This is a genomic window from Anaerocolumna chitinilytica (assembly GCF_014218355.1).
Lineage (GTDB): Bacteria > Bacillota > Clostridia > Lachnospirales > Lachnospiraceae > Anaerocolumna > Anaerocolumna chitinilytica.
On record NZ_AP023368.1, the window covers coordinates 3,964,627 to 3,986,899 of the forward strand.

At 39.0% G+C, this 22,273-nt stretch carries 21 protein-coding genes and 1 other annotated feature; of the genes, 11 read left to right on the top strand and 10 right to left on the bottom strand.

What is annotated here, in order from left to right; translation table 11 throughout:
• Window positions 1–2: 2 nt before the first annotated feature.
• Complete coding sequence (locus bsdcttw_RS17205; RefSeq protein WP_185256060.1) at window positions 3–1,661, bottom strand: 2-oxoacid:acceptor oxidoreductase subunit alpha; 1,659 nt, start codon at window positions 1,659–1,661, stop codon at window positions 3–5.
• A gap of 250 nt (window positions 1,662–1,911) precedes the next feature.
• Window positions 1,912–2,454: an isochorismatase family protein gene (locus bsdcttw_RS17210; RefSeq protein ID WP_185256061.1), complete on the bottom strand. Its 543-nt coding sequence runs from the start codon at window positions 2,452–2,454 to the stop codon at window positions 1,912–1,914.
• Window positions 2,455–2,742: 288 nt separating this feature from the next.
• Here bsdcttw_RS17210 and bsdcttw_RS17215 point away from each other — a divergent pair, with 288 nt between their 5' ends.
• On the top strand, window positions 2,743–2,961 hold the full coding sequence (locus bsdcttw_RS17215) for a chorion class high-cysteine HCB protein 13 (protein WP_185256062.1): 219 nt from the start codon (window positions 2,743–2,745) through the stop codon (window positions 2,959–2,961).
• A gap of 200 nt (window positions 2,962–3,161) precedes the next feature.
• On the opposite strand, the gene bsdcttw_RS17220 is transcribed toward bsdcttw_RS17215, so the two are convergent.
• Window positions 3,162–3,395: a hypothetical protein gene (locus tag bsdcttw_RS17220; RefSeq protein WP_185259956.1), complete on the bottom strand. Its 234-nt coding sequence runs from the start codon at window positions 3,393–3,395 to the stop codon at window positions 3,162–3,164.
• Window positions 3,396–3,823: 428 nt separating this feature from the next.
• Between bsdcttw_RS17220 and aroC the strand changes: the two genes are divergently transcribed.
• From aroC to bsdcttw_RS25550, 7 genes are all read left to right on the top strand, one after another.
• Entirely contained in the window at window positions 3,824–4,930 is a 1,107-nt protein-coding gene (gene aroC, locus bsdcttw_RS17225) for a chorismate synthase (protein ID WP_185256063.1), read from the top strand.
• A gap of 7 nt (window positions 4,931–4,937) precedes the next feature.
• Complete coding sequence (locus bsdcttw_RS17230; protein ID WP_185256064.1) at window positions 4,938–5,471, top strand: biotin transporter BioY; 534 nt, start codon at window positions 4,938–4,940, stop codon at window positions 5,469–5,471.
• A gap of 384 nt (window positions 5,472–5,855) precedes the next feature.
• Window positions 5,856–6,395, top strand: coding sequence for a cupin domain-containing protein (locus bsdcttw_RS17235; protein ID WP_185256065.1), 540 nt, complete (start codon window positions 5,856–5,858; stop codon window positions 6,393–6,395).
• Window positions 6,396–6,464: 69 nt separating this feature from the next.
• The gene (gene potA / locus bsdcttw_RS17240) at window positions 6,465–7,544 is read left to right on the top strand and encodes a spermidine/putrescine ABC transporter ATP-binding protein (protein WP_185256066.1); all 1,080 of its coding nucleotides are present in this window, start codon (window positions 6,465–6,467) and stop codon (window positions 7,542–7,544) included.
• Window positions 7,534–8,352, top strand: a complete 819-nt coding sequence (locus bsdcttw_RS17245) for an ABC transporter permease (RefSeq protein ID WP_185256067.1) — start codon at window positions 7,534–7,536, stop codon at window positions 8,350–8,352. Before potA ends, bsdcttw_RS17245 begins: the two co-directional genes overlap by 11 nt.
• Window positions 8,346–9,143, top strand: coding sequence for an ABC transporter permease (locus tag bsdcttw_RS25545; RefSeq protein WP_185256068.1), 798 nt, complete (start codon window positions 8,346–8,348; stop codon window positions 9,141–9,143). Before bsdcttw_RS17245 ends, bsdcttw_RS25545 begins: the two co-directional genes overlap by 7 nt.
• 111 nt (window positions 9,144–9,254) lie before the next feature.
• Window positions 9,255–10,334 (top strand): ABC transporter substrate-binding protein, encoded by a 1,080-nt coding sequence (locus tag bsdcttw_RS25550; protein WP_185256069.1) that lies wholly within the window; start codon window positions 9,255–9,257, stop codon window positions 10,332–10,334.
• A 92-nt stretch (window positions 10,335–10,426) separates the two neighbouring features.
• Here bsdcttw_RS25550 and bsdcttw_RS17260 read toward each other — a convergent pair whose 3' ends face one another.
• The 4 genes from bsdcttw_RS17260 to bsdcttw_RS17275 form a co-directional block, all read right to left on the bottom strand.
• The gene (locus tag bsdcttw_RS17260) at window positions 10,427–11,515 is read right to left on the bottom strand and encodes a bifunctional helix-turn-helix transcriptional regulator/GNAT family N-acetyltransferase (protein ID WP_185256070.1); all 1,089 of its coding nucleotides are present in this window, start codon (window positions 11,513–11,515) and stop codon (window positions 10,427–10,429) included.
• Between the two features lie 159 nt (window positions 11,516–11,674).
• On the bottom strand, window positions 11,675–12,634 hold the full coding sequence (locus bsdcttw_RS17265) for a D-2-hydroxyacid dehydrogenase (protein ID WP_185256071.1): 960 nt from the start codon (window positions 12,632–12,634) through the stop codon (window positions 11,675–11,677).
• 52 nt (window positions 12,635–12,686) lie between these two features.
• Window positions 12,687–13,697, bottom strand: a complete 1,011-nt coding sequence (trpS, locus tag bsdcttw_RS17270) for a tryptophan--tRNA ligase (RefSeq protein WP_185256072.1) — start codon at window positions 13,695–13,697, stop codon at window positions 12,687–12,689.
• A gap of 76 nt (window positions 13,698–13,773) precedes the next feature.
• Window positions 13,774–14,022 (bottom strand) — a binding site (T-box leader).
• Window positions 14,023–14,130: 108 nt separating this feature from the next.
• A complete protein-coding gene (locus bsdcttw_RS17275) occupies window positions 14,131–14,748 on the bottom strand; it encodes an HAD family hydrolase (protein WP_185256073.1) in 618 nt (205 codons plus the stop codon).
• Between the two features lie 253 nt (window positions 14,749–15,001).
• On the opposite strand from bsdcttw_RS17275, the gene bsdcttw_RS17280 reads away from it, so the two are divergent.
• From bsdcttw_RS17280 to bsdcttw_RS17290, 3 genes are all read left to right on the top strand, one after another.
• On the top strand, window positions 15,002–15,481 hold the full coding sequence (locus tag bsdcttw_RS17280; protein WP_185256074.1) for an S-ribosylhomocysteine lyase: 480 nt from the start codon (window positions 15,002–15,004) through the stop codon (window positions 15,479–15,481).
• Window positions 15,482–15,640: 159 nt separating this feature from the next.
• Window positions 15,641–16,507, top strand: a complete 867-nt coding sequence (locus bsdcttw_RS17285; RefSeq protein WP_185256075.1) for a hypothetical protein — start codon at window positions 15,641–15,643, stop codon at window positions 16,505–16,507.
• A gap of 21 nt (window positions 16,508–16,528) precedes the next feature.
• On the top strand, window positions 16,529–16,804 hold the full coding sequence (locus bsdcttw_RS17290; protein ID WP_185256076.1) for a hypothetical protein: 276 nt from the start codon (window positions 16,529–16,531) through the stop codon (window positions 16,802–16,804).
• Between the two features lie 125 nt (window positions 16,805–16,929).
• Here bsdcttw_RS17290 and bsdcttw_RS17295 read toward each other — a convergent pair whose 3' ends face one another.
• From bsdcttw_RS17295 to bsdcttw_RS17305, 3 genes are all read right to left on the bottom strand, one after another.
• On the bottom strand, window positions 16,930–18,519 hold the full coding sequence (locus bsdcttw_RS17295; protein ID WP_185256077.1) for a L,D-transpeptidase family protein: 1,590 nt from the start codon (window positions 18,517–18,519) through the stop codon (window positions 16,930–16,932).
• A 107-nt stretch (window positions 18,520–18,626) separates the two neighbouring features.
• Window positions 18,627–20,384 (bottom strand): ABC transporter ATP-binding protein, encoded by a 1,758-nt coding sequence (locus bsdcttw_RS17300; protein ID WP_330602238.1) that lies wholly within the window; start codon window positions 20,382–20,384, stop codon window positions 18,627–18,629.
• Window positions 20,374–22,215, bottom strand: coding sequence for an ABC transporter ATP-binding protein (locus bsdcttw_RS17305; RefSeq protein ID WP_185256078.1), 1,842 nt, complete (start codon window positions 22,213–22,215; stop codon window positions 20,374–20,376). Before bsdcttw_RS17305 ends, bsdcttw_RS17300 begins: the two co-directional genes overlap by 11 nt.
• Window positions 22,216–22,273 lie beyond the last annotated feature (58 nt).

Genomic DNA, 22,273 nt, shown 5'->3' on the forward strand with positions numbered 1-22,273 from the left:
AGTTAAAAACCTCCTTCCAAAACCTGTTTTACTATCTCTTCACCGGAAATCTGCCTGCCATCATATTTTAATATACTCCTGTCACAATCAATGCAAGCCTCTTCTCTTATTAAAGAAGCAAGCTGACCGGTCGCATTCTGTTCTACGTTTATGAGGGTTCTGCCCTTTGCATACTCTTTCAGCTTCTTTGTAGGCAAGGGATAGATATCTCCAAAGACTAATGCACCAAAACTGCCGTTACCCAATTTATTTAAAGAAACGATTGCATCTTTTATAGGACCGTAGACGGAGCCCCAGCCTAATAACAGGACTTTACAATCTTCTTCACCTATAAATTCCGGTTCCTGTAATTCTTCCTTTAATCTTACAAGTTTTCTCATTCTCTTATCCATCATGGCATTACGAACTTCAGCAGATTCTGTGATAAAGCCTCTCTCATCATGCTCATCACTGTCTGCCGCAACCAGATGGTCTGATATACCGGGAATTAATCTTGGAGAAATTCCATCCTCCGTTATTCTATATCTTAAATACTCTCCCTCAGCCTCTTCGGCATGTTTTTCCAAGGTAATTTCTGAAACATCATATGGTTTGACGCAAGCGGTAGTATCTCCCAGATATTGATCACTTAAAAGTATTACCGGCAGCTGATATTTCTCAGCAAGATTTAATGCTCTTGCCGTTTGGTAAAAAGCGTCTTCATGATTACGAAGAGCAATAACCAGACGTGGGAATTCACCTTGTGCAGCCGAGATAACAAACTTTAAATCACTTTGCTCCGTTCTGGTGGGAAGTCCTGTGGCAGGTCCCGGGCGCTGTACATCCACCGCAACTAATGGAATTTCTGCAATACCGGAGAATCCTAAGGCTTCTACCTTCAAACAGAAACCTCCGCCACTGGTACCTGTCATAGCTCTGGCTCCGGTATAGGAAGCACCAAGAGCCATATTAATAGCAGCTATCTCATCTTCTGCCTGTTCAACTACTACTCCTGTCTCATAGCTGATTCTTGCCAGATATTCCATAACTGCTGTTGAGGGCGACATCGGATACGCTGAATAGAATTTAAGACCGCCTGCTACAGCTCCAAGTGCTAAAGCCTTGCTGCCGGATATCAGCATATACTCTTTAAATGGCCCGTCATGGTGTTCAAAAACAGGTTCCACACTGTTGTAGCCCAGCTCCATGGCTTTAATATTTATTTCAAGAAGCTCTTTTCTTATAATCTTTTCCATAACTTCCTCAGCATATGTAAAAGGTTCGCCAAATAGCTTTAACACAGCACCAATAGCTATAATACCTGCTACTCTGATATTTCCGAGTTCCTTCGCTTGTTTATCCAGATCCAGCTTAATTACACCTGGTTCCGAGAAAGATAAACTGCTGTCACAAAGAATGAATCCCTTCTCTGTCAATTTATGTTTATGCAGATGTATTGTCTCGTCATTTAAGGCAATAATGCCATCTACCTTGTCACTGTGAGAAGTTATCACTTCTGTTCCGAACCGGATCATAGAAAAATTATGGCCGCCGCGTACACGGGACATAAAATCCCTTGTAGTATAAATGTAATAACCGGAGTGTTTTAACAGCTTCTCCAGTATTGCAACAGTGGTATCAATTCCCTGACCTGCTGCACCGCCGACTAATATATTATACATAATAATCCTCCTTTTCTAAAATCTTATGTTATTATATCCCATTTTGCTTATAATTTCAATAATGATTATTGTTTTTATAATTATTTTATTTTTCCTTGCAATGGTTTATAATTTGATTATTTCAATTTCAAGTGATTATTGATTGTTTTATTTCCCAAAACATTCTTTTTGTACAACCATAATGCGCTCAAAATGATAGCATAATACACATAATTACATATGATATATGAAAAGTGAGTTCGTAATATTCTTATTTAATTAATTTTGATATGGATTTAAATGTTTCACTTCCGGCTTTTCGGGTCAGTTCGAACAGTATAGATTCATAGGTTGCAGTCATTATTCCTTCGTAGCTGAAACGCTTTATAGCCTCTGACTTGTCAGCATCTTTTCTGGACTCCATACAATCCGTTACTGCTATTACTTGATATCCGGCGGACTTTAAATCCACTGCCGTCTGGAGAACACAAACATGAGCTTCCATTCCGCATATTATTATATTCTTCCTTCCGGTATTTTCTATTACAGTTCTTATCTCTTCGTTCTCATAACAGCTAAAAGTGATTTTATCATAATAAAGAAAGGGTGTTATGCATTCCCGGATTTCAGGAATGGTCATACCAAGCCCTTTTGTATATTGCTGCGTTACACAGCAAGGGATATGAAGTAGTGAAAGCCCCTCAGCTAAAATTCTTATGTTACGAACACTTACTGTGCTATTTTTCATTGCAGGAACTAATTTTTCCTGTACATCAATGATTAAGGCCATTGTATCTTCGGCGTTGATTCTCATAACAACTCCCATCTAAATGACCAGGTATCTGCATAAATTGGATATTAAAAGCATCTTCTGCTGCTAAATAGTCTGCCTGCAGTATACCTGGCTTCATTAAAATAAATTGGTTTCACTTTTTATTTCCAAATATTATAGCATTTTATCCCTTTTGAAGCAACTTACTCGGCTGTAAAATTAATGTCGAAAAAGCTCTACATTTTCTCATGAAAATTTACTTCAAATATAGGAAATAGGGCAAGCCAGTTTTCATATGATACAGTGTAATAACAAATAGGAGGCTCTTACATGAGTGATTTAGCTGCAACAAACTGCGGTAGTGGATGCGGATGTGGAAATAACAACAGCGCATGGATTCTAATTCTCCTTTTATTCTGCTGTGGCGGTGGAAACGGATTCTTTGGTAACGGTTTTGGTAACAATGGATGCGGATGCGGCGGCAACGACGGCTGCGGCTCCATAATCTGGATTATTTTAATCCTTTGCTTGTGCGGAAACTCCTTCTAATTGCCTTTTTCATTAGAAGCTACATCTTAACCAGAAAAAGCTGCCTTAGGGCAGCTTTTTTCTGGTTTAAAACTACCGAACCTAAAAGAAGCCGCGTGTTTTTTTCATACTTCACAATTAAGACTGTGACGAACATGAAAACACGCGGTTCTTTTTAGTAAAAGAAATAAAATACTCCAAAAGAAATATTATCTATACTATTATCTTCTGCCCCGATCTCCTCTGGAATTAAGTCTGTTCTGTTTTGCTCTTTCAAAGCAATCCGAATCTATTTCGTAAACCGTATTACCGTCTATAATTAAATCTTTCGAGGATTTTTCAACCCTTTCATTTTTTTGATTTCCATTGGAATAATCCGTATTGCGATTATTCTCATTCATATTGCTGACTCTTTTATTATCATTCCCTCTATTTGTATAATAATAATTTGGCATAATTACCTCCTTGTAAGTTATTCTTAATTTAACGCCTTCAATAATTGGATATATTTGATATCAAATCAATTAAACAGTCATTGGAATTAGCATGACACATGATTATATCCGTGAGTCCTCGGCACGATTACCGGCATTCAAATTGACATGGCGGTTGGTGTGTAGATATAACAGACTAATTAGAATAAAAGACGTTAATGTGGTACTCAGTAAATTATACATTCATTGGCTATTTCTTTACCAATCCTTACAATATATGAATTGTATTTTTAAAATGTCCTCGAAAGATATTGATTAAAACATAGTTTTCTTATATACTAAGGAAAATATTTATGCACTGCGATTAGCAGGAAAATCAAGAAACATTTCCTGCGTAAATAAATACCGGCATCCGCAAGAAATGATTGCCGGCAGGATGGAGGATTAATATGGCAGGTTCAACATTTGGCTCCATGTTTCGAATTACAACCTGGGGCGAATCCCATGGAGATGGAATAGGTGTAGTAATAGATGGATGCCCGGCAGGTCTTTCAGTTAACGAAGAAATGATTCAGGCATTTCTCGATAGAAGACGTCCCGGTCAGACCAGATACACCACACAGCGTAAGGAAGCGGATACTGTTAAGATATTATCCGGTATATTTGAAGGTAAAACCACCGGAACCCCTATATCAATGGCAGTTATGAATACCAATCAGATATCCAGGGATTATTCTGAAATAGCAGGTTATTACCGTCCCGGACACGCTGATTATACTTATGATACCAAATATGGCTTTCGTGATTATAGAGGGGGCGGCAGATCCTCCGGAAGAGAAACCATTGGCAGAGTCGCAGCAGGTGCTATTGCCTCAGCAATCTTAAAGGAGCTTGGCATTACCGTCTGTGCTTACACAAAATCCATTGGAGGTATCAGTATAGATTACTCCAAGTGCAGTAAGGAAAATATCTTTCAGAGTCCATTTTATATGCCAGATCTGGAAGCTTCCGCTGCAACAGAAGTATTGATGCAGGAAAAGATAAAAGAACTTAATTCAGTCGGCGGAATTATTGAATGCATTATCTCAGGTGTTCCGGCAGGCATTGGAGAGCCGGTGTTTGAAAAACTGGATGCTAATCTTGGTAAAGCTATCCTTTCAATTGGAGCCATTAAAGGAATTGAATTCGGTTCTGGCTTCCTGGCAGCTGAAAAAACAGGAATTGAAAACAATGATCCTTATTTTTATTCAGAAACCGGTAAAGTTGAAAAACGAAGTAATAATGCAGGAGGTATCCTAGGCGGAATCAGCGACGGTTCAGAAATTGTTTTTCGTGCTGCTGTAAAACCTACTGCTTCTATCGCAATGAACCAAAAAACAATCAATAAAGAAGGCGAAAATATAGATATAAGAATTAAAGGCCGCCACGATCCGGTTATTGTTCCAAGAGCCGTTGTAGTGGTGGAATCTATGGCAGCCGTTACATTATTGGATATGCTCTTTCAGAGCATGACCTCCAGGATGGATTCTATTGTAAAATTTTTCAGGAAAGAATAGGTAAAAGATGAAACAGAAAAGAATTACAACTCAGGAAATGGTTAGGATAGCACTTTTTACTGCTGTATTAGTCATATTATCGCAAATCTCCTTCATGCTTCCCGGAGGCATTCCTATGACGATGCAGACCTTTGGTATTGTTTTAATTGGTACTATACTAGGAAGAAAATCCGGTTTTCTCTCCGTACTATTGTACCTTTTAATGGGCTTTGCAGGTATCCCGGTATTTGCCGGCTTCGGAGGCGGATTAGATACCCTCGTAGGTCCTACAGGCGGTTATCTGATTGGATTTCTTCCCATGGTATACCTTACCGGTCTTGGCAGTAAAAAATCCTACTACAGTGGTATATTTTTAAGTATCTGCGGATTGCTGACCTGCCACATCCTGGGTCTGTTAGAATATTACCGTGTAACCGGTACCTGGATACTGCCATCCGTACCACTCATGCTAGCTAAGGACCTGGTCACTACTGTTCTTGCAATATCCATAGGCAGAGAAGTATATAAAATACTTGGCAGTCTCTCCCCCAATCATAATTAAACGGCATTTATTAAGTGTCTGCTTCTGTTCTTATATGATATAATGAGCAGCCTGGCATTCCCAAATACACAAGTCTTTCGATATATCCTGATTTTGTATGTTTATAATAACAGTTTTGTTCATAAACATACAAAGCCCTTCAAGGTATTTAAAGATTGATGTATCAGGGGAACCAGGCTGCTTTTTTGCTAAAGGAAATAATCTAATTTTTTCTATACATTTTTCTGTATAATAATAAACAAATTATTGACATAGGACTAATTCCGTGTATAATTAGTTTGATGCTGTTTAGCAACACTAAACTTTGAGTTTAATTTCATTAAGAAAACCAGCTAAAAAGTGAACTTCATATGCACAAAAACACGTGCAGGAATGAGAGTATGTATGAAAATCGGAGAAAAAATCAAGGAACTTCGCGTACAAAAGAATCTGACCCAGGAAGAGCTGGCTGACAGAGCCGAGTTATCGAAAGGGTTCATTTCACAAGTAGAACGGGACATAACCAGTCCTTCCATCGCTACACTTGTGGATATACTGCAATGCCTTGGTACGAATCTGGAGGAATTCTTTTCAGATACCTCAACTGAACAAGTAGTATTTAAAAAAACAGACTATTTTGAAAAATATGATTCAGAATTAAAAAACAATATTCAATGGATAATCCCCAATGCACAAAAGAATATGCTAGAACCGATTTTGCTTACCCTGGAACCCGGTGGCTCTACTTATCCGGACAATCCTCATGAGGGAGAAGAATTCGGGTATGTTCTTAACGGAAGTATTGTGCTCCATATCGGTAATAAAACATACAGAGCAAAAAAGGGAGAATCCTTTTATTATAAGGCAGGAAAAAATCACTATATAACTGCCTCAGACAAACAGGGTGCCAGTTTATTGTGGATTTCCACACCTCCAAGCTTCTAATCACACCCCTGGCTGTTGCAATCATTCATATTAAGTTTAGGATATTAATTTTACAGAGGAGGATTCCATATGGCAGGTAATAAGCTGATTGATTTAATGGGAATAACAAAAAAATTTGACAACAACGTTGTTTTGGATAATCTGGATTTATATATTAAAGAAAATGAATTCCTGACCCTCCTAGGTCCCAGTGGCTGCGGCAAAACTACAACTCTTCGTATTATCGGCGGTTTTGAAAATCCCGACAGCGGCAAGGTAATATTTGACGGAAAGGATATCACCAAACTTCCCCCCAATGAAAGGCAGTTAAATACCGTATTCCAGAAGTATGCACTCTTTCCTCACATGAGTATTGCTGAGAATATTGCCTTTGGCTTAAAAATCAAGAAAAAGAGCAAGTCATACATACAGGATAAAATTAAATATGCTCTTAAGCTCGTTAATCTGGAGGGTTTTGAGAACCGCAGCCCAGAGTCCTTAAGCGGCGGCCAGCAACAGCGTATTGCTATAGCCAGAGCGATCGTAAATGAACCGAAAGTTCTCTTACTGGATGAACCTTTAGGAGCCCTGGATTTAAAGCTACGTCAGGACATGCAATATGAACTGATACGTTTGAAAAATGAACTTGGAATTACCTTTATCTATGTTACCCATGACCAGGAAGAGGCTCTAACCATGTCCGATACCATCGTTGTCATGAACCAGGGATATATACAACAGGTAGGAACTCCCGAAATGATATACAATGAGCCCAAAAATGCCTTTGTAGCCGACTTTATCGGAGAAAGCAATATTATTTCTTCCACCATGGTAGAGGATGGTCTCGTTAATATCCTTGGTACAAAATTTGCTTGTGTTGACAAGGATTTTGGGAAAAATCAGCCTGTGGATGTGGTTATTCGCCCGGAGGATATTGATCTTGTGAAAGAAGAAGATACGGCACTTAATGGTGTTATTACTTCCCTGATATTTAAAGGTGTACATTACGAAATGGAGGTACTTGCAGGAGGCCATGAATGGCTTGTACATAGTACAGATCTCTTCCCGGTAGGAAGTAAAGTCGGAATTAAAGTGGACCCTTTTGATATCCACATAATGAATAAACCCCAGTCTGAGGATGAGGAGGCTGTGGCACCGGATGAATACTAAAAAATGGCTTTCCTATCCCTACACCATATGGATGGGTATATTTGTTATCGTTCCTTTATTTATAGTAATATATTACGGTTTTACCGCAGAGGGTGCAGGCTTTACCCTAAGTAATCTGACATTGATAGCCGATCCCATTAATCTTGCGTCACTCTGGCTTTCCTTAGAGCTTTCCATTGTCAGTACCGTAATATGCCTGATACTAGCCTATCCTCTTTCCTTAATCCTTCATGGGATGAAATTAAAGAGTAATTCCTTTATAATCATGATTTTTATTCTTCCCATGTGGATGAACTTTCTACTTAGAACCTTGGCATGGCAGAATATCCTGGAGAAGACAGGTGTAATTAATACTTTTCTAAAACTTTTGCATCTGCCTCCCCTTGAATTAATCAATACCCCGGGAGCTATTATATTTGGTATGGTTTATAACTTTCTGCCTTTTATGATACTTCCTATCTACAATTCACTTTCTAAAATAAGTGACGATTACATCAATGCAGCAAGAGATTTAGGTGCTAACTCTCTTACGACTTTTTTTAAGGTTATACTGCCCCTGTCTTTGCCCGGTGTTATCAGCGGCATTACAATGGTTTTTGTACCCTCTCTTACCACCTTCGTAATATCGGATATTTTAGGCGGCAGCAAAGTAGTCCTCATCGGAAATATAATCGAGCAGCAGTTTAAGACAGTGAATAATTGGCATACGGGCTCCGGTCTGTCCTTGGTACTAATGGTATTTATACTCTTTAGTATGGCTGTCCTTGCTAAATATGATAAAGAATCGGAGGGCACGAATATATGGTAAAAAAATTCCTTTCGCGGTTTTACCTGGGATTAATATTGCTGTTTTTATACGCTCCCATCTTTATCCTGATTATACTCTCCTTTAATAAATCGAAATCCCGATCCAAATGGGGAGGCTTTACCTTAACCTGGTATCACAACCTCTTTCAGGATGAAGCAATTATGGAAGCTCTTAGAAATACGCTGGTTATTGCCCTGTTGTCGGCCTTTATCGCTGTCATTATCGGTACCTGCGCCTGCCTTGCCATCAACAATATGAGGAAGGTTCCAAGGACTATTCTTCTGGGAATCTCCAATGTGCCTATGATGAATGCAGATATTGTAACGGGTATCTCTTTGATGCTGTTATTCATAGCCCTGAATTACCCTTTAAGCTTTTCCAGTATATTAATGTCACACATTACCTTTAATATACCCTATGTAATCTTGAGTGTCATGCCAAGACTTACCAGACAAAATTCCAGCATCTATGAAGCCGCTCTGGATTTAGGTGCTACGAAATCCTATGCTTTTTTTAAGATTATCCTGCCGGATATTTTTCCCGGGATTCTCTCCGGCTTTTTATTAGCCTTTACCATGTCGCTGGATGACTTTGTAATTACTTACTTTACCAAAGGTGCAGGTTTTGATACCTTATCAACCATTATCTATACGGAAGTACGAAAAGGAATCAAACCGGAAATGTATGCACTGTCTACTCTGCTCTTTATCAGTATCCTGGTGCTGCTGGTACTAATTAACCGCAGAAAAGACAAAGAACACAGTGAGAAAACCTTGCAAATAACTCAGTAGGAATTATTAAAAGACATAATTCCTACTGCTTGTTGAAAAGTGTTCCAGTCTAGTAGGAATTATTGATAGGATTACTTATTGATTAAAAATAAAATATGAGGAGTTCATGTAATGAAAAGAATAACCGCCCTGCTGCTTTTATGCAGTCTTATCTTGACCAGCACGGGAATTGTTACCGGCTGTTCCAAAAGTAATTCTCCCAAGGTCTATGTCTATAACTGGGGAGAATATATTGATCCTGATGTTGTAAAACTTTTTGAGAAAGAAACCGGAATTCATGCAGTTATGAGTTACTTTGAACAGAACGAGGATATGTACCCCGTCATTAAAACCGGTTCACAAAAGTACGATGTCGTATGCCCTTCCGACTATATGATTGAGAAGATGATTGGTGAAGGTCTTCTTGCAGAGATTGATTATAATAATGTACCAAATATCAAGAATATAGACCCTACTTATTTAAAAAGTGCCGAGCAGTTCGATCCCGGTAACAAATTCAGCGTACCTTATTGCTGGGGCACTGTGGGAATCCTTTATAACAAGACAATGATAAAAGAGCCGATTGACAGCTGGGGTGCTCTCTTTGACAAGGATTTTATAAAAAGAAACGGCTATGACGGTGATATTCTTATGATTAATAGTGTAAGAGATGCCTTTGCCATTGCTTTAAGTTATTTAGGATACTCCATTAACTCTACGGATGAAACCCAGTTAGAGGAAGCGAAAAAGCTCTTACAGGAACAAAAACCCCTTGTTGACGCTTACGTGGTAGATCAGGTTAGAGATAAGATGATTGGTGGTGAAAACCCCATCGGTGTTATCTATTCCGGTGAAGCAATCTATACCCAGAGAGAGAATCCTGACCTGGAATATGTAGTTCCGAAAGAAGGTTCCAATGTATGGATTGACGGCTGGGTTATTCCGAAGAATGCTCCTAACAAGGAATATGCTGAAAAATGGATAAACTTTATGTGCGACCCTGAAATCGCTCTTAAGAACTTTAATTATATTACCTACTCCACCCCCAATAAAGCAGCCAGAGAATTAATTCAGGATGAAGATATTAAGAATAGCCCGATTGCATTCCCTGGACAGGATGTTTTAGACCGTTGTACTACTTATCACTATCTTGGCGAAGATATGGATGCGCTTTATATCAAGAAGTGGAATGAAGTAAAGTCTGCACAATAATACACTAAAAGTTACGAATACGACAGAGGCTGCTGTATATTTTCTTATGAAAATACAGTAACCTCTTTTACTTTCCATTTACTGTGTAACTTTTACTCTATCGTCAGTTCATACATCTGTTCTGTCAGAGTCTTTCCCCAGGCATTGTTATCAAATTCCTTTACCAGTTTAAAGCCTGCTTTTTTATACATGGCAACTGCTGTCTGCTGCTCTCTTGTCGTCTCAAGAAATACTTCCTTAAATCCTTTATTCCTGCAGTATTCGATTGCTCCAGATAATAATTTACTGCCAAGACCAATGCCCCGGTAATTCGGATGCAGAATAAACCATCTCAGTTGTGCTCTTGTCTCCGAATGCCCTACAATAGCAATTGCTCCAACAATTTTATCTTCCGTCTCCGCTATCCATACTCTATCTTTCTTCGAATTGTAATGCTGATAAAAATCATAGAAGGTCTTGCAAACATATCCTTCAAAGATATGGTTATAGCCGCACTCTTTTTCGTATAGCCATCCATGAAGATAAATCAACTGCCCGACATCTCCCGGTCTTAAATCAGAACGAATAACGACTGTTTTCTTTTCTGCGGTACTGACAATGTCATTTACCTCAGACTTTTCCTGGCCTGCAGTCTCTTTTGAGTCTGTGGACTCTTCTTGAGTCGCAGCCTTTTCTTTAGCAGTAGCCTTTTCTTTGGCTACAACCTCTTCTTTGGCTGTAACCTCTTTTTGGGCTGTTGCCTCTTTGCTTCCGTTTAAAGCGTTCTCTATGACTTTCATGCTATTCGCAAACCTAATTTTTTCTTCTTCCGATAACTCCGCTACCAGATTTGAAATATGTCTGTCCGAAAGCTCATTCAGACTTTTCATAGTTTCCCTGCCTTTTTGTGTCAGATACAAATAATAGATTCTTTTGTCTTCCGGGGATTGTTCTCTGAATATAAGTTCATGTTTTTCAAAACCTCTTATTATCCTGCTAAGATACCCTGAGTCTATACTCAGCTTCCTAATCAAAATCTTAGAGGTACAATTCTTTGACTCTCCTATTTCATATAATACGCGGGCTTGGGATAATGTGAATTCACTGTCCAGCATATTCTGGTCCAACAAACCCAAAACATTGGTATAGAACCGGTTAAATCTACGGATGTCACTGATAAAAGAAGTATGTACTGTGTCCATAAGATACCTCCTAGTATAATTTATGCTAATTATAGATATATTATCTGACTAAGTCAACTATTTATTTTAAATTTTACCTGCAGCATAACTTTGTCATTCAGGTTATACTGCAGGCTGGCCTCAATCTTTAAATCTTTACGTTAGTATTCTATCCTCTTCTTATTTTACAACAATATTTCTCTCTTCTCCTCGTAAGAAGGCTGTCATATTTTCATATACTTCCTTCACGCACCGCCTTCTGGCTTCAACCGTCGCCCATGCGATATGAGGAGTGATAATAAGCTTTCTGCTGTCCTTAATAGCCAGCAGCGGATTATCCGCTGCCATTGGCTCCTGTCTTAATACATCCAGACCTGCGCCTGCAATCCATCCTTCTGTTAAAGCCTTATAGAGAGCTGTCTCATCAACAATCGGCCCTCTTCCAAGATTTAAAAGAAAGGCGGTAGATTTCATCTTCCCTAGGGCTTCTTCGTTTATTAGATTCTCTGTATCACTGTTTAATGGTGCATGAATAGAGATGATATCCGAATCCTTTAAGAGAGTATCAAAGTCTACTCTTTTATAATCATTGTTTTGATTACGCCCGGAGGTAGAGTAATAGATTATATTACATCCGAAAGCACCGGCAATATTTGCCACACGCTTTCCGATATCTCCAAAGCCGATAATTCCCCAGGTCTTTCCTTCCAGCTCATTGAATTTCTCATCAAAGCAGCTGAATATATCGCTCTTTACATACCCTCCTGATTTTACAAAGGTATCATAGTGGTAAAGCTTCTCATACAAGTAAAATAACAATGCAAAGGTATGTTGTGCAACAGATGCGGTTGAGTATCCTTTTACGTTGGCTACTGCAATCTTTCTGATGTTTATATAGGGAAAATCCACGATATTGGTGCCGGTTCCGGTTATGCAGATAAGTTTTAGATCAGCTGCATCTTTTAGTGAAGCTTCATTCATAGGAATCTTATTCACCACTAAAATGTCAGCCTCTTTTATTCTCTCTGCATTCACAGCCGGCTCACTTTTATTATACTTAATTACTTCTCCCAAGGTCTCAAAACCGGATAAATCAACGTCACTCCCCAGGGAATCTGTCTCTAAGAAAACTATCTTCATCCTATCCTCTTTCTTAGATATCCAAACTTTTATTGGATATTAATTAATCTATTTAGCGTATTCTTTCCGGAAGACCTACCTTCTTCTGAACCTTTCTTAAGGTCTTCGTTGCAAAATAATTAGCTTTATCCCCGTTATCCTTTATAATGCCGTCCACATAGGCTTTATCTTTCGTAAGCTCTTCCATCTTACTATGAATAGGACGCAATACACTGTTGACAGCTTCACCTACTGCTAATTTGAAATCTCCGTAACCTTTACCGTCAAATTCCCTTTCGACCTCTGCAGGTGTCTTATCGTTAACAGCGGCATAAATATCAATAAGGTTCTTAATTCCCGGTTTTTCATCAGAGTAACGGATTTCATTGTCAGAGTCTGTAACAGCTCTTTTAAACTTACGTATAACCGTATCTGCATCATCCATAAGATAGATGGTAGCATTGACATTCTCATCGGATTTGGACATTTTCTTATCCGGCTCCTGTAAGCTCATAATTTTGGCTCCCACTTTTCCGATATAGGGTTCCGGTATAGTTAATACATCTCCATAGATACCATTAAAACGCTCAGCAATATCTCTGGTTATCTCAAGATGCTGTTTCTGGTCAATTCCAACAGGTACGACATCCGTTTGAAATAACAAAATATCTGCTGCCATTAATACCGGATAAGTAAAGAGACCGGCGTTAATGTTATCTGCATGCTTTGCTGACTTATCTTTAAATTGAGTCATACGGTTTAACTCACCCATATAGGTAAAGCAGTTTAATATCCAGCTAAGCTCTGCATGGCCGGATACATGGGACTGATAATAAATACAATTCTTTACAGGATCAAGTCCTGCTGCAATATATTGCATTAAGAGCGTTCTTGAACGCTTTCTCAGTTCTGCAGGGTCCTGTCTTATGGTAAGAGAATGAAGGTCAACCACACAATAAAAACATTGGTAAGTTTCATCATTCGTTAATGCCACCCAATTCTTTAATGCTCCCATATAATTTCCCAGGGTAATGTTCCCTGTTGCCTGCATTCCACTGAATAGTACTTTTTTTCCGTCTAACATCTTAAAACTCCTTTCAAATTCTTGCTCGATTTTGCAATAAAAAAACTTCTGTCACAGTATATTACAATAGTAATTTTACTGGGACAAAAGTTTATTGACTTCTGCGGTACCACCCGGTTTGGCGTAAACGCCCACTCATATTTCATATACTGATAATATATGCTTCGTTGATAACGGATGAAGCTCCCGTCGGGCATTACTTGGGATATCCCTTTCCTCCCGAACCTATAAGTCCATTCATACAGAATCTGCTGCTGTCTCACACCTTACGACAGCTCTCTGAAAGCAAATTATTCTGATTACTATTCTTAATCATCGGCATTTTTTCTTTACTGCTTTTAGTATATCCATTTGGCAGTTATAAGTCAACTATAAAATCAAGGCTGTAACAGACCTAAAGCTCTGTTCCGCCACGAAATAAAGAATGTGCGATTTAGAATTCCAGCAACTGTGCAAAACTGTCAATTGCTCTCTCATAACCTTCTACATCACCAAAGCCATATCTGGCAAATATAAACGGAACACCTGCTTTTGTAGCAGCTTTAAAGTCCGCCGCCGTATCACCTAAGTAAACAGGGTTCTGTAAAGAATTTCTTGCAATGACACTTTTTATGTTTTCAGCTTTTAATTCTCCGCTTCTGCCCGGATACTCAAAATCTGTAAACACATCCCAAAGCTGATGGGCATTTAAGAAACATTGTATATAACCTTCTTCGCAATTACTTACAATAAAGAGCTTATATTTTTTCTTTAATTCCTGTAGTGTTTCTATTAATCCAGGATAGAGGATTCCTCCGTCCTTTTCCAGATAAGGGCATTGTTTTATTACTGCTTCTCTCATAATAGCAATTGCGGTTTCACTATCTAGGCTCGGTAAAAGCTTGACTGCTATTTCTTCTAAAGGCAGCCCATAGAGAGCTTTTAATTTATCTGCTGTAATAACATCCTTCATTTCCGGGTATTTCTTTGCTTCTTCCTTCCAAACTGCAGCTGCTCCATCTGTTGCATCCCACAATGTACCATCTAAATCAAATATAATACTGTCCCACATAATGTCCTCCTGGTATTAATCCTTCGCGTGTTTTGCCAAATTCTATTCTTATATATCTCCAAATATTTATACCTTTATTTCATTACTTGAATTATAAACAAGTTTAGGAATCTTTTCAACCCGGAAAACATAACTTCCATCATCTTTACATCTGTGCTATAATATCCATGAAAAACAAACTCATTTTAATTATGTATTCAATCATATTATTTAAAATATTAATTCAAATTAGAGATTGACGAAAGGAGAGATTATGGAACAGATTGCAAGCTTTACAATAGATCATTTACAGCTGCTGCCGGGTATTTATGTCTCAAGAAAGGATAAGGCAGGTGCTGAAACACTTACCACCTTCGACCTTCGCATGACAAGGCCGAACTTTGAACCGGTCATGAATACTGCGGAAGTACACACAATAGAGCATCTTGGTGCTACTTTTTTAAGAAACCATCCTGATTTTGCTGACAAAACAATTTATTTCGGACCTATGGGCTGCCGTACCGGATTCTATCTCATACTGGCCGGTGATTACAAATCAGACGATATTGTTCCGCTCATCACCGAAATGTACGAATTTATTCGGGATTTTACCGGCGAAGTACCCGGGGCTGCCGCTATTAACTGTGGAAATTACTTGGATATGAACCTGCCAATGGCTAAATATCTGGCAGATAAATATCTTCGTGAAATTCTTTATGTTATCGATGAAAAGCATTTGAACTATCCAATCTAATATCGATTATATATCTACTTTATTTAATTCTGACAGACGGTACTCTTGAGCATTTTATATTCAACGGTACCGTCTTTTTCTAATGGCTTGTCACTCCAATAGGTTATATTTTTCCCTTCCTTGAATATAGTATAATGATAAATCAGAAAGGTAGCAGCCATGGACAGTTACGGTTTTCCAAATCCCCTTGATAAGGAGAATACGGAAGCTAATATACACAATCCAGACACGACCGAGTCAACTCCCCCCCTTAACAATGGGAATACGGAAAATAACAGCGGAAATTTTGGTACCGGTAATTTTAACAATGGGTATTCCTATGGATATCCCTACGATGCCACAATAACCAGCGATTACGGATACAGCTATAGCGCAGAGGACTTAGGCAGCTCTGATTACTCCTTTGACGCGAATACAGAAGGTGCAGAATATGAAAATCCCGGCTCCAGCTATTACGAGTATTCGGACAGTGAGAAGCAAGGGACTGGTTCTACTACATCCGAAAGCCCTGATGGTTCAGAGGAGCCCTCTTCTGAAGATGGCTTTAAACATATGGTTGATATCATGAAGGCTGCACTTCCGCATCTAGACAGCGGTACACAGGAATCTGCCAACTTAATTATCAGAGCTTCCGAACTTATGGAGTCTCTTCGCACAGTCAGAACTCAAGATCGTGTATCTACTTTTAGCTTACATAGACAAAACATTGACATAGAAGCCCTTTTAAACAGTATCCGTACTGTTTGTTATGCCAGAGAACGCCAGCTTATAGATAACGTACTAAATTTCCTGCGTATGAAAAATATGTTTGACACCTATTCGACTTTATCAAGCATGATGTCCTCTTCGTCAGACAATACAGGTGCAAAAGAGGAACAGAGTCAAAGCACTGAGAACTCAGGAGGCGGTAACGGTTTCGGCATGAACTCGAATATGATGGATATTCTTTCTACAATGCTAAGTCCAGAACAAAAAAGCACATTTGATAACATGTCCATGATGCTTAACATGATGCAACAGCAATAATCATATAATTTGGAGGTCGCTATGAATAATAACTCTTGGATGAATCACCCGGCAATGAAGAATATTGACGCCAGAAAGCTTACGATTCTTATGGAACTGGCAAACGAAGCGGAGGGAAAAGCGCCTGATAAAGCCCTGCCCCTTCTGGTAAAGGCGAATGCAAAATTAAAGGCGATGAATCTGACTTTTACAAAAGAAGAAAATGATTTACTGATAGATATTTTAACCAAAGACATGTCTGCTGCAGATAAACAAAAGGTAGAAATGATTCGGAAGATGTCAAAATCCATGAAGTAAGTAATATTAAAAGGGCTGCTCGTTTTGAAACTCCCCTCAATGGTTAGACCAAAGATCTAACCATTGGGCAATCGGTTCAAATCGAGCAGCCCTTTTACTTTAATAATCTATCTTTAAATTGTGCCTTAATTCCCGGAAGCCTGATTGCTGTCAGTTGATTGTACCATAGCTTCAGACGCCAGCGTATAATAACAGGTTACCGATACCTCTTTGCCGTCCGGCTCTGTGATGGTATACGTTATCTCATAGTTCTTATTATCATCGGTCTGTATACTTACTGTGATAGGTCCTGTGTATCCTGTATTATCACTGTTAAAAGCTTGAATACCGGTAAGTGCCATTGTATCATCAATAGTCGTATCCCCGGGAATATCAGTACGGTTACTAATGCCTTCCATACGCACACCATCAAAATACGTATACTGAACGGTTTCTTTTGTAATATTTCCTACTTTATCTGCTACTTCATAATGTACCAGATAAGCATAGTCCTCTTTGGGTTCTACTGTTATCTTCACATCAGACGGAGTTAATTCTGTAAAATCATCTCCTACGGTTATTCCTTCTCTTGCCAATTTAAGTATTGCTGTCTGACCGGCAGCCAGCTGTTCCTTGGTGATGTTCTTAAATGTCATACCATCTAAAATCGGAGGAGCAGAATCTATATAAACGGTAGCAGAAGCCTTTCCAGTCTTGTTATTTTCAGCTTTAATACTGTAATTGATTCTATACTCACTGTCACCGGCTTTATTAATAGTCACCTTAATGTCTTTGCTGGCAAGTTTTTTTACAGAAAGATAAGCGGATACCCCTTTTAAGGCATAAGTCTTGTTCACTACCGTATCTTTACCAATTACATGGTCTGCCACTCCCTTAATTACCGGTGCAGCCTTACAAGGTTTTACTGTATAAAGTACTGTTTTGCTTATCTTTTTACCCAGTGAATCACTTACTGTATAAGTAACCTTATAATTACCCGCAGTGAAACTGTCCACCTTTCCTTCCGCTTTAATGCTTCCCGATATATCGACACCTGTGGTAGATACAGCCTTTACACCGTCATATAGATTAACCTTAGAACCCCACTCTACTGTCTTTTTTTCAGCAACATTAATAGCGGGAGCCTTTTTCGTGTATGGATTTCTTGGATCTGGGTCAGTTGGGTCCCAGCCTGAACCGGAAGCAAGTTTTATTGCTGTCGGTTTTCCTAGAGGTCCCGGCTCTTTTCCATTGTATATCTCTACCGTAGTACCAAGAGGGCAGTTATCATAAATCCACTTGGCATCCTCTACTGCCAGTCTGACACAACCGTGGGATGCTGTAGTACCAAGCTTATTATACTGGGCAGCGGATAAGGTGGAAGCATCCATCTCATAATACCATACGGAATGGAATAATATACCTCGTACAATTCTGGTGGAATATTGCCCCCAAACATCGCCCATCAATAGTTTCCAGCGGTATTTTGCCGGTGTTTTAAAAACACCCAGGGGGGTATCGGCTCCTACAGAACACACCATGGCTCTTACCGGTACCGTATAATTACCATTCTTATCTTTTTCGTATACGGTAACACAGTTCTGTTGCTTGTTTACTTTAATATAATATGTCTTGTTATCATTTGCTTGTGTTTTAATCGGAGAAAAAAAACTTATCATCAGTGCTGCAATGCTTAAGATCATAATCTTTCGTATTGTTTGTTTTGAATGTGTCATTGATTACTCCTTACAGCTTCGTAATATCCATATTTTGTCTTGCTTTTCAGTACTGTAACCATAAGCATTTTTTGTGTTAATCTTATGGCAAAACTATTTCAAAACTATTAAGATGTGAACTGGGAATGGTATAGCCTATAGTAGAAACCTTTTTTGGCGAGCAGTTCTTTGTGATTCCCCTGTTCCACAATATTTCCCTTCTCCAAAACCAGGATTATGTCTGCTTCCCTAATGGTCGACAGCCTGTGTGCGATAACAAAGCTGGTTCTTCCTTCCATCATCTTTAAGAAGGCTTCCTGTATCTTTATTTCAGTTCTGGTATCGATGCTGCTGGTGGCTTCATCCAATATCAGCATAGGCGGATCCATAATTAAGACTCTAGCTATGGTTAAGAGCTGTTTCTGCCCTTGGGAAAGATTCCTGCCATCCTCTTCAATGATTGTATCATAACCATTAGGAAGTCTCATAATAAACCCATGGGCTTTCACTGCCTTGGCAGCTTCTATTACTTTTTCTCTGTCAGCTCCTTCTTTACCGTAGGCGATATTCTCCGCTACAGTTCCTCTGATAAGCCAACTCTCCTGGAGTACCATTCCGATACTTTGCCGAAGTTCATCTTTCTTTATATAATGGATGTCCTTCTCATCAATGAATATATGCCCTTTATCCAGCTCATAGAATCTCATCAGCAAATTAACCAGAGTAGTTTTTCCAGAGCCCGTAGGGCCAACAATTGCAACCATACTTCCTCTATTAACCTTTAAGTTAAAGTTCTCTATTAACGGAACCTGACTTTTATAGGAAAAGCTGACTTCTTTAAATTCCACATTTCCCTGACAATTACTTAACTCTTCATAGGGCTCTAACGCAGATATTTCTTCCTCTTCCTCCAAAAGTGCAAAGATTCTTTCCGCTGATGCAAAGGCTGACTGAATCTGTGTAGTTACTGCCGTAATCTCATTTATTGGCTTAGCAAACAGATTAGAGTAGGTTAAGAAACTAGCTATGTTTCCGATGGATAATCTCCCTGACAGACATAGAAGAGCTCCCATTACGGTAACCAGTACATAGGCAATATTATTGATAAATCTTGTGGTAGGATTCGTCAGGGATGAATACCACTGGGCTTTCTGACCTGCATGGTAAAGCTTCTGATTCTGCTCTTTAAAATGAGCTGCTACCTTCTCTTCCTGACCAAAAGCCATCACAAGCTTCTGATTTTCAATCATCTCTTCCGCATAACCATTCAATTCTCCTGTTAAACTTGACTGCATACGAAACATTACCTTGGAGTGTTTTGCAATAAATGAAGCTAAAAAGAAGCATAAAGGTGTTACGATTATTACGCCTAAGGTTATAAGCGGGCTTATAGTCAGCATAAATATAAAACTACCACCGATGATAACGATCGAAGACATAATCTGCGTAATCCCCTGAAATAATCCATCGGATACCGCATCCATATCATTCGTAAGCCTACTGATAACATCCCCATGGGAATGTCTGTCAAAATAAGAAACAGGTAATTTATTTAATTTCAGAAAAGCATCCTTTCTAAGTTCCCGTACGGTATAATTGGCAGCTTTGTTGCTGAACACTGACATAAGCCATTGAAACAAGCTGCTTACAGTATAGAGTAACAGCATCATAAGAAGGATATTCCTTAATGTCTTAAATTCAACACTGCCCTCCCCCACAAGTGTATCAATAGCCTTTCCCATAAGCAAAGGAGTAAATACTGACATGGTATTGCCAAGAATAGAAAAAAGGAAGGCAATAAGAAGCAGCATTTTATTCTTTCCAACATACGTCCATATTCTTTTTCCAGTTGATTGTTTTGTTAACTTTATCCTATTACTTTCCACTGCTGCCACCTACTTCCCCGTTATTCCCCGAAGCTTCCTGAGAGCGGCAAATCTCTGCATAAATCTCACAGTTTTCAAGCAATTCATCATGTGTTCCAATACCTGCTATCTCACCTTCATTTAAAACCATTATCTGGTCACAATTCCTAAGGGTGCTTGCCCTTTGTGAGATTAGAAATACCGTCATTCCTTTTGTCTGCTCCTTCAAGGCTTTTCTTAAGGCAGCATCTGTCGCATAATCAAGAGCATTGAAGCTGTCATCCAATATCAATATTTTAGGTTTCCTTACCAAAGCCCTGGCGATGGCAAGCCGCTGCCTCTGCCCTCCCGATACATTTACTCCTCCTCTTCTAATAGAGGTATCATATCCTTCCGGCAAGGAATGAATAAATTCTGCTGCCTGAGCAATAGCTGCCGCTTCTTTTAATTCCTCCTGGCAAGCATCTTCATAACCCCATCTTAGATTCTCCGCAATGGTTCCGGTTACAAGCACCGACTTCTGAGGAACCATACCAATGATATTCCTTAAGCTAGTAAGTTCATACTCTTTCACATCTTTTCCAAAGATCTTAACCGAACCGGATAAAGCATCATAGAACCGTGGAATCATATTCACTACAGAAGATTTTCCGGAACCTGTACCTCCAATTATTCCAAAAGTTTCTCCTTTCATTACTCGAAAAGAAAGGTTCGTCAATGCATAATAACCGGTATCCTTTGTGCTTTCGTAATTATGATTACTGTTATGGCTGCCTTGTTGTAAGCCAGACTCTGTTTTATATGCAAAATAGACTTTATCAAATTCCACTGCAGGTACTTCCGGTATTTCAGTTTCTTTCGGTTCATTCACAATATCGTAAATAAAACCTGCTTCAGGATTAGTTATGCTTGTACCGGTGCTTAAGACTTCGTTGATTCTCTCTGCACTGGCATAAGCTTTTGTGAAGATAACCACAAGATTTGAGATTACAATCAGTGCTGCCAATATCTGTGTAACGTAGCCCACGATAGCAATTACTTCTCCGGTTTCCATCACTCCTTTATCCACCCTCAGAGCTCCAACCCAAAGAATAGCTGCTATCGCTATGTTTAAAATAAGCGTAGTAAGCGGATTTAGCATTGCTGAGATTTTTCCGACTTTTACAGCATTTTCAGCGTAGTCATGATTAATCTTCGTAAACTTCTCCGCTTCTTTACCGGTTCTGGCAAAAGCACGTATTACCCTTACTCCGCTAAGACTTTCTCTTAAACTTAAGGAGATTTCATCTAATTTTTTTTGAACCTTTCCATATAACGGAATTGACCTTCTCATGGTATGGAGCAGCACTGCAACAAATACCGGAAGAACAAGCAGTAATATCAGGGATAGTTTCACATCCAGCCAAAAAGACATAATAAGCCCCCCAATACAAAGAAAAGGTGCCCGAATTACAAGTCTTATGAACATAGCTACAGCAAGCTGCACCTGATTCACATCGTTGGTAATACGATTGACTAAGGAGCCGACCCCAAATTTATCCTGTTCCTTTCCCGAATAAGTCCCCATGTGCCGAAAAAGCGTATTTCTAATATCCGTTCCTACTCCCTGTGATACAAGTGAAGCGCTGTACTGGCATATTAAGGCACATATCACTCCTACTATGGCTGTTAAAAGCATAATGAATCCCATTTTATATACATAAGCCCGGTCACCGTTTTTAATCCCGATATCAATGACCTTGGACATAAAAAAGGGTAGCAAAAGCTCGAGTATTGCCTCCATCAATTTAAAGGCAGGTCCTATTATGAGAAGTTTTCTATAAGGTTTAAAGAATGTTCCGAGATTTCCCACAAAATTTTTTCCTTTCCTGTAAAATCTGGATATTGATCTATCCTAAAAAGACACGTTC

What these genes read in the sequence shown, in the direction of transcription:
- bsdcttw_RS17235 (WP_185256065.1), top strand. Translation starts at nt 5,856, where the DNA reads ATGAAAATCGGAGAAAAAATCAAGGAACTTCGCGTACAAAAGAATCTG.
- bsdcttw_RS17210 (WP_185256061.1), bottom strand. Translation starts at nt 2,454, where the DNA reads ATGAGAATCAACGCCGAAGATACAATGGCCTTAATCATTGATGTACAG.
- bsdcttw_RS17275 (WP_185256073.1), bottom strand. Translation starts at nt 14,748, where the DNA reads ATGTGGGACAGTATTATATTTGATTTAGATGGTACATTGTGGGATGCA.
- bsdcttw_RS17260 (WP_185256070.1), bottom strand. Translation starts at nt 11,515, where the DNA reads ATGGACACAGTACATACTTCTTTTATCAGTGACATCCGTAGATTTAAC.
- bsdcttw_RS17205 (WP_185256060.1), bottom strand. Translation starts at nt 1,661, where the DNA reads ATGTATAATATATTAGTCGGCGGTGCAGCAGGTCAGGGAATTGATACC.
- bsdcttw_RS17285 (WP_185256075.1), top strand. Translation starts at nt 15,641, where the DNA reads ATGGACAGTTACGGTTTTCCAAATCCCCTTGATAAGGAGAATACGGAA.
- bsdcttw_RS25550 (WP_185256069.1), top strand. Translation starts at nt 9,255, where the DNA reads ATGAAAAGAATAACCGCCCTGCTGCTTTTATGCAGTCTTATCTTGACC.
- bsdcttw_RS17230 (WP_185256064.1), top strand. Translation starts at nt 4,938, where the DNA reads ATGAAACAGAAAAGAATTACAACTCAGGAAATGGTTAGGATAGCACTT.
- bsdcttw_RS17265 (WP_185256071.1), bottom strand. Translation starts at nt 12,634, where the DNA reads ATGAAGATAGTTTTCTTAGAGACAGATTCCCTGGGGAGTGACGTTGAT.
- potA (WP_185256066.1), top strand. Translation starts at nt 6,465, where the DNA reads ATGGCAGGTAATAAGCTGATTGATTTAATGGGAATAACAAAAAAATTT.
- trpS (WP_185256072.1), bottom strand. Translation starts at nt 13,697, where the DNA reads ATGTTAGACGGAAAAAAAGTACTATTCAGTGGAATGCAGGCAACAGGG.
- aroC (WP_185256063.1), top strand. Translation starts at nt 3,824, where the DNA reads ATGGCAGGTTCAACATTTGGCTCCATGTTTCGAATTACAACCTGGGGC.
- bsdcttw_RS17215 (WP_185256062.1), top strand. Translation starts at nt 2,743, where the DNA reads ATGAGTGATTTAGCTGCAACAAACTGCGGTAGTGGATGCGGATGTGGA.
- bsdcttw_RS17295 (WP_185256077.1), bottom strand. Translation starts at nt 18,519, where the DNA reads ATGACACATTCAAAACAAACAATACGAAAGATTATGATCTTAAGCATT.
- bsdcttw_RS17290 (WP_185256076.1), top strand. Translation starts at nt 16,529, where the DNA reads ATGAATAATAACTCTTGGATGAATCACCCGGCAATGAAGAATATTGAC.
- bsdcttw_RS17245 (WP_185256067.1), top strand. Translation starts at nt 7,534, where the DNA reads ATGAATACTAAAAAATGGCTTTCCTATCCCTACACCATATGGATGGGT.
- bsdcttw_RS17220 (WP_185259956.1), bottom strand. Translation starts at nt 3,395, where the DNA reads ATGCCAAATTATTATTATACAAATAGAGGGAATGATAATAAAAGAGTC.
- bsdcttw_RS25545 (WP_185256068.1), top strand. Translation starts at nt 8,346, where the DNA reads ATGGTAAAAAAATTCCTTTCGCGGTTTTACCTGGGATTAATATTGCTG.
- bsdcttw_RS17280 (WP_185256074.1), top strand. Translation starts at nt 15,002, where the DNA reads ATGGAACAGATTGCAAGCTTTACAATAGATCATTTACAGCTGCTGCCG.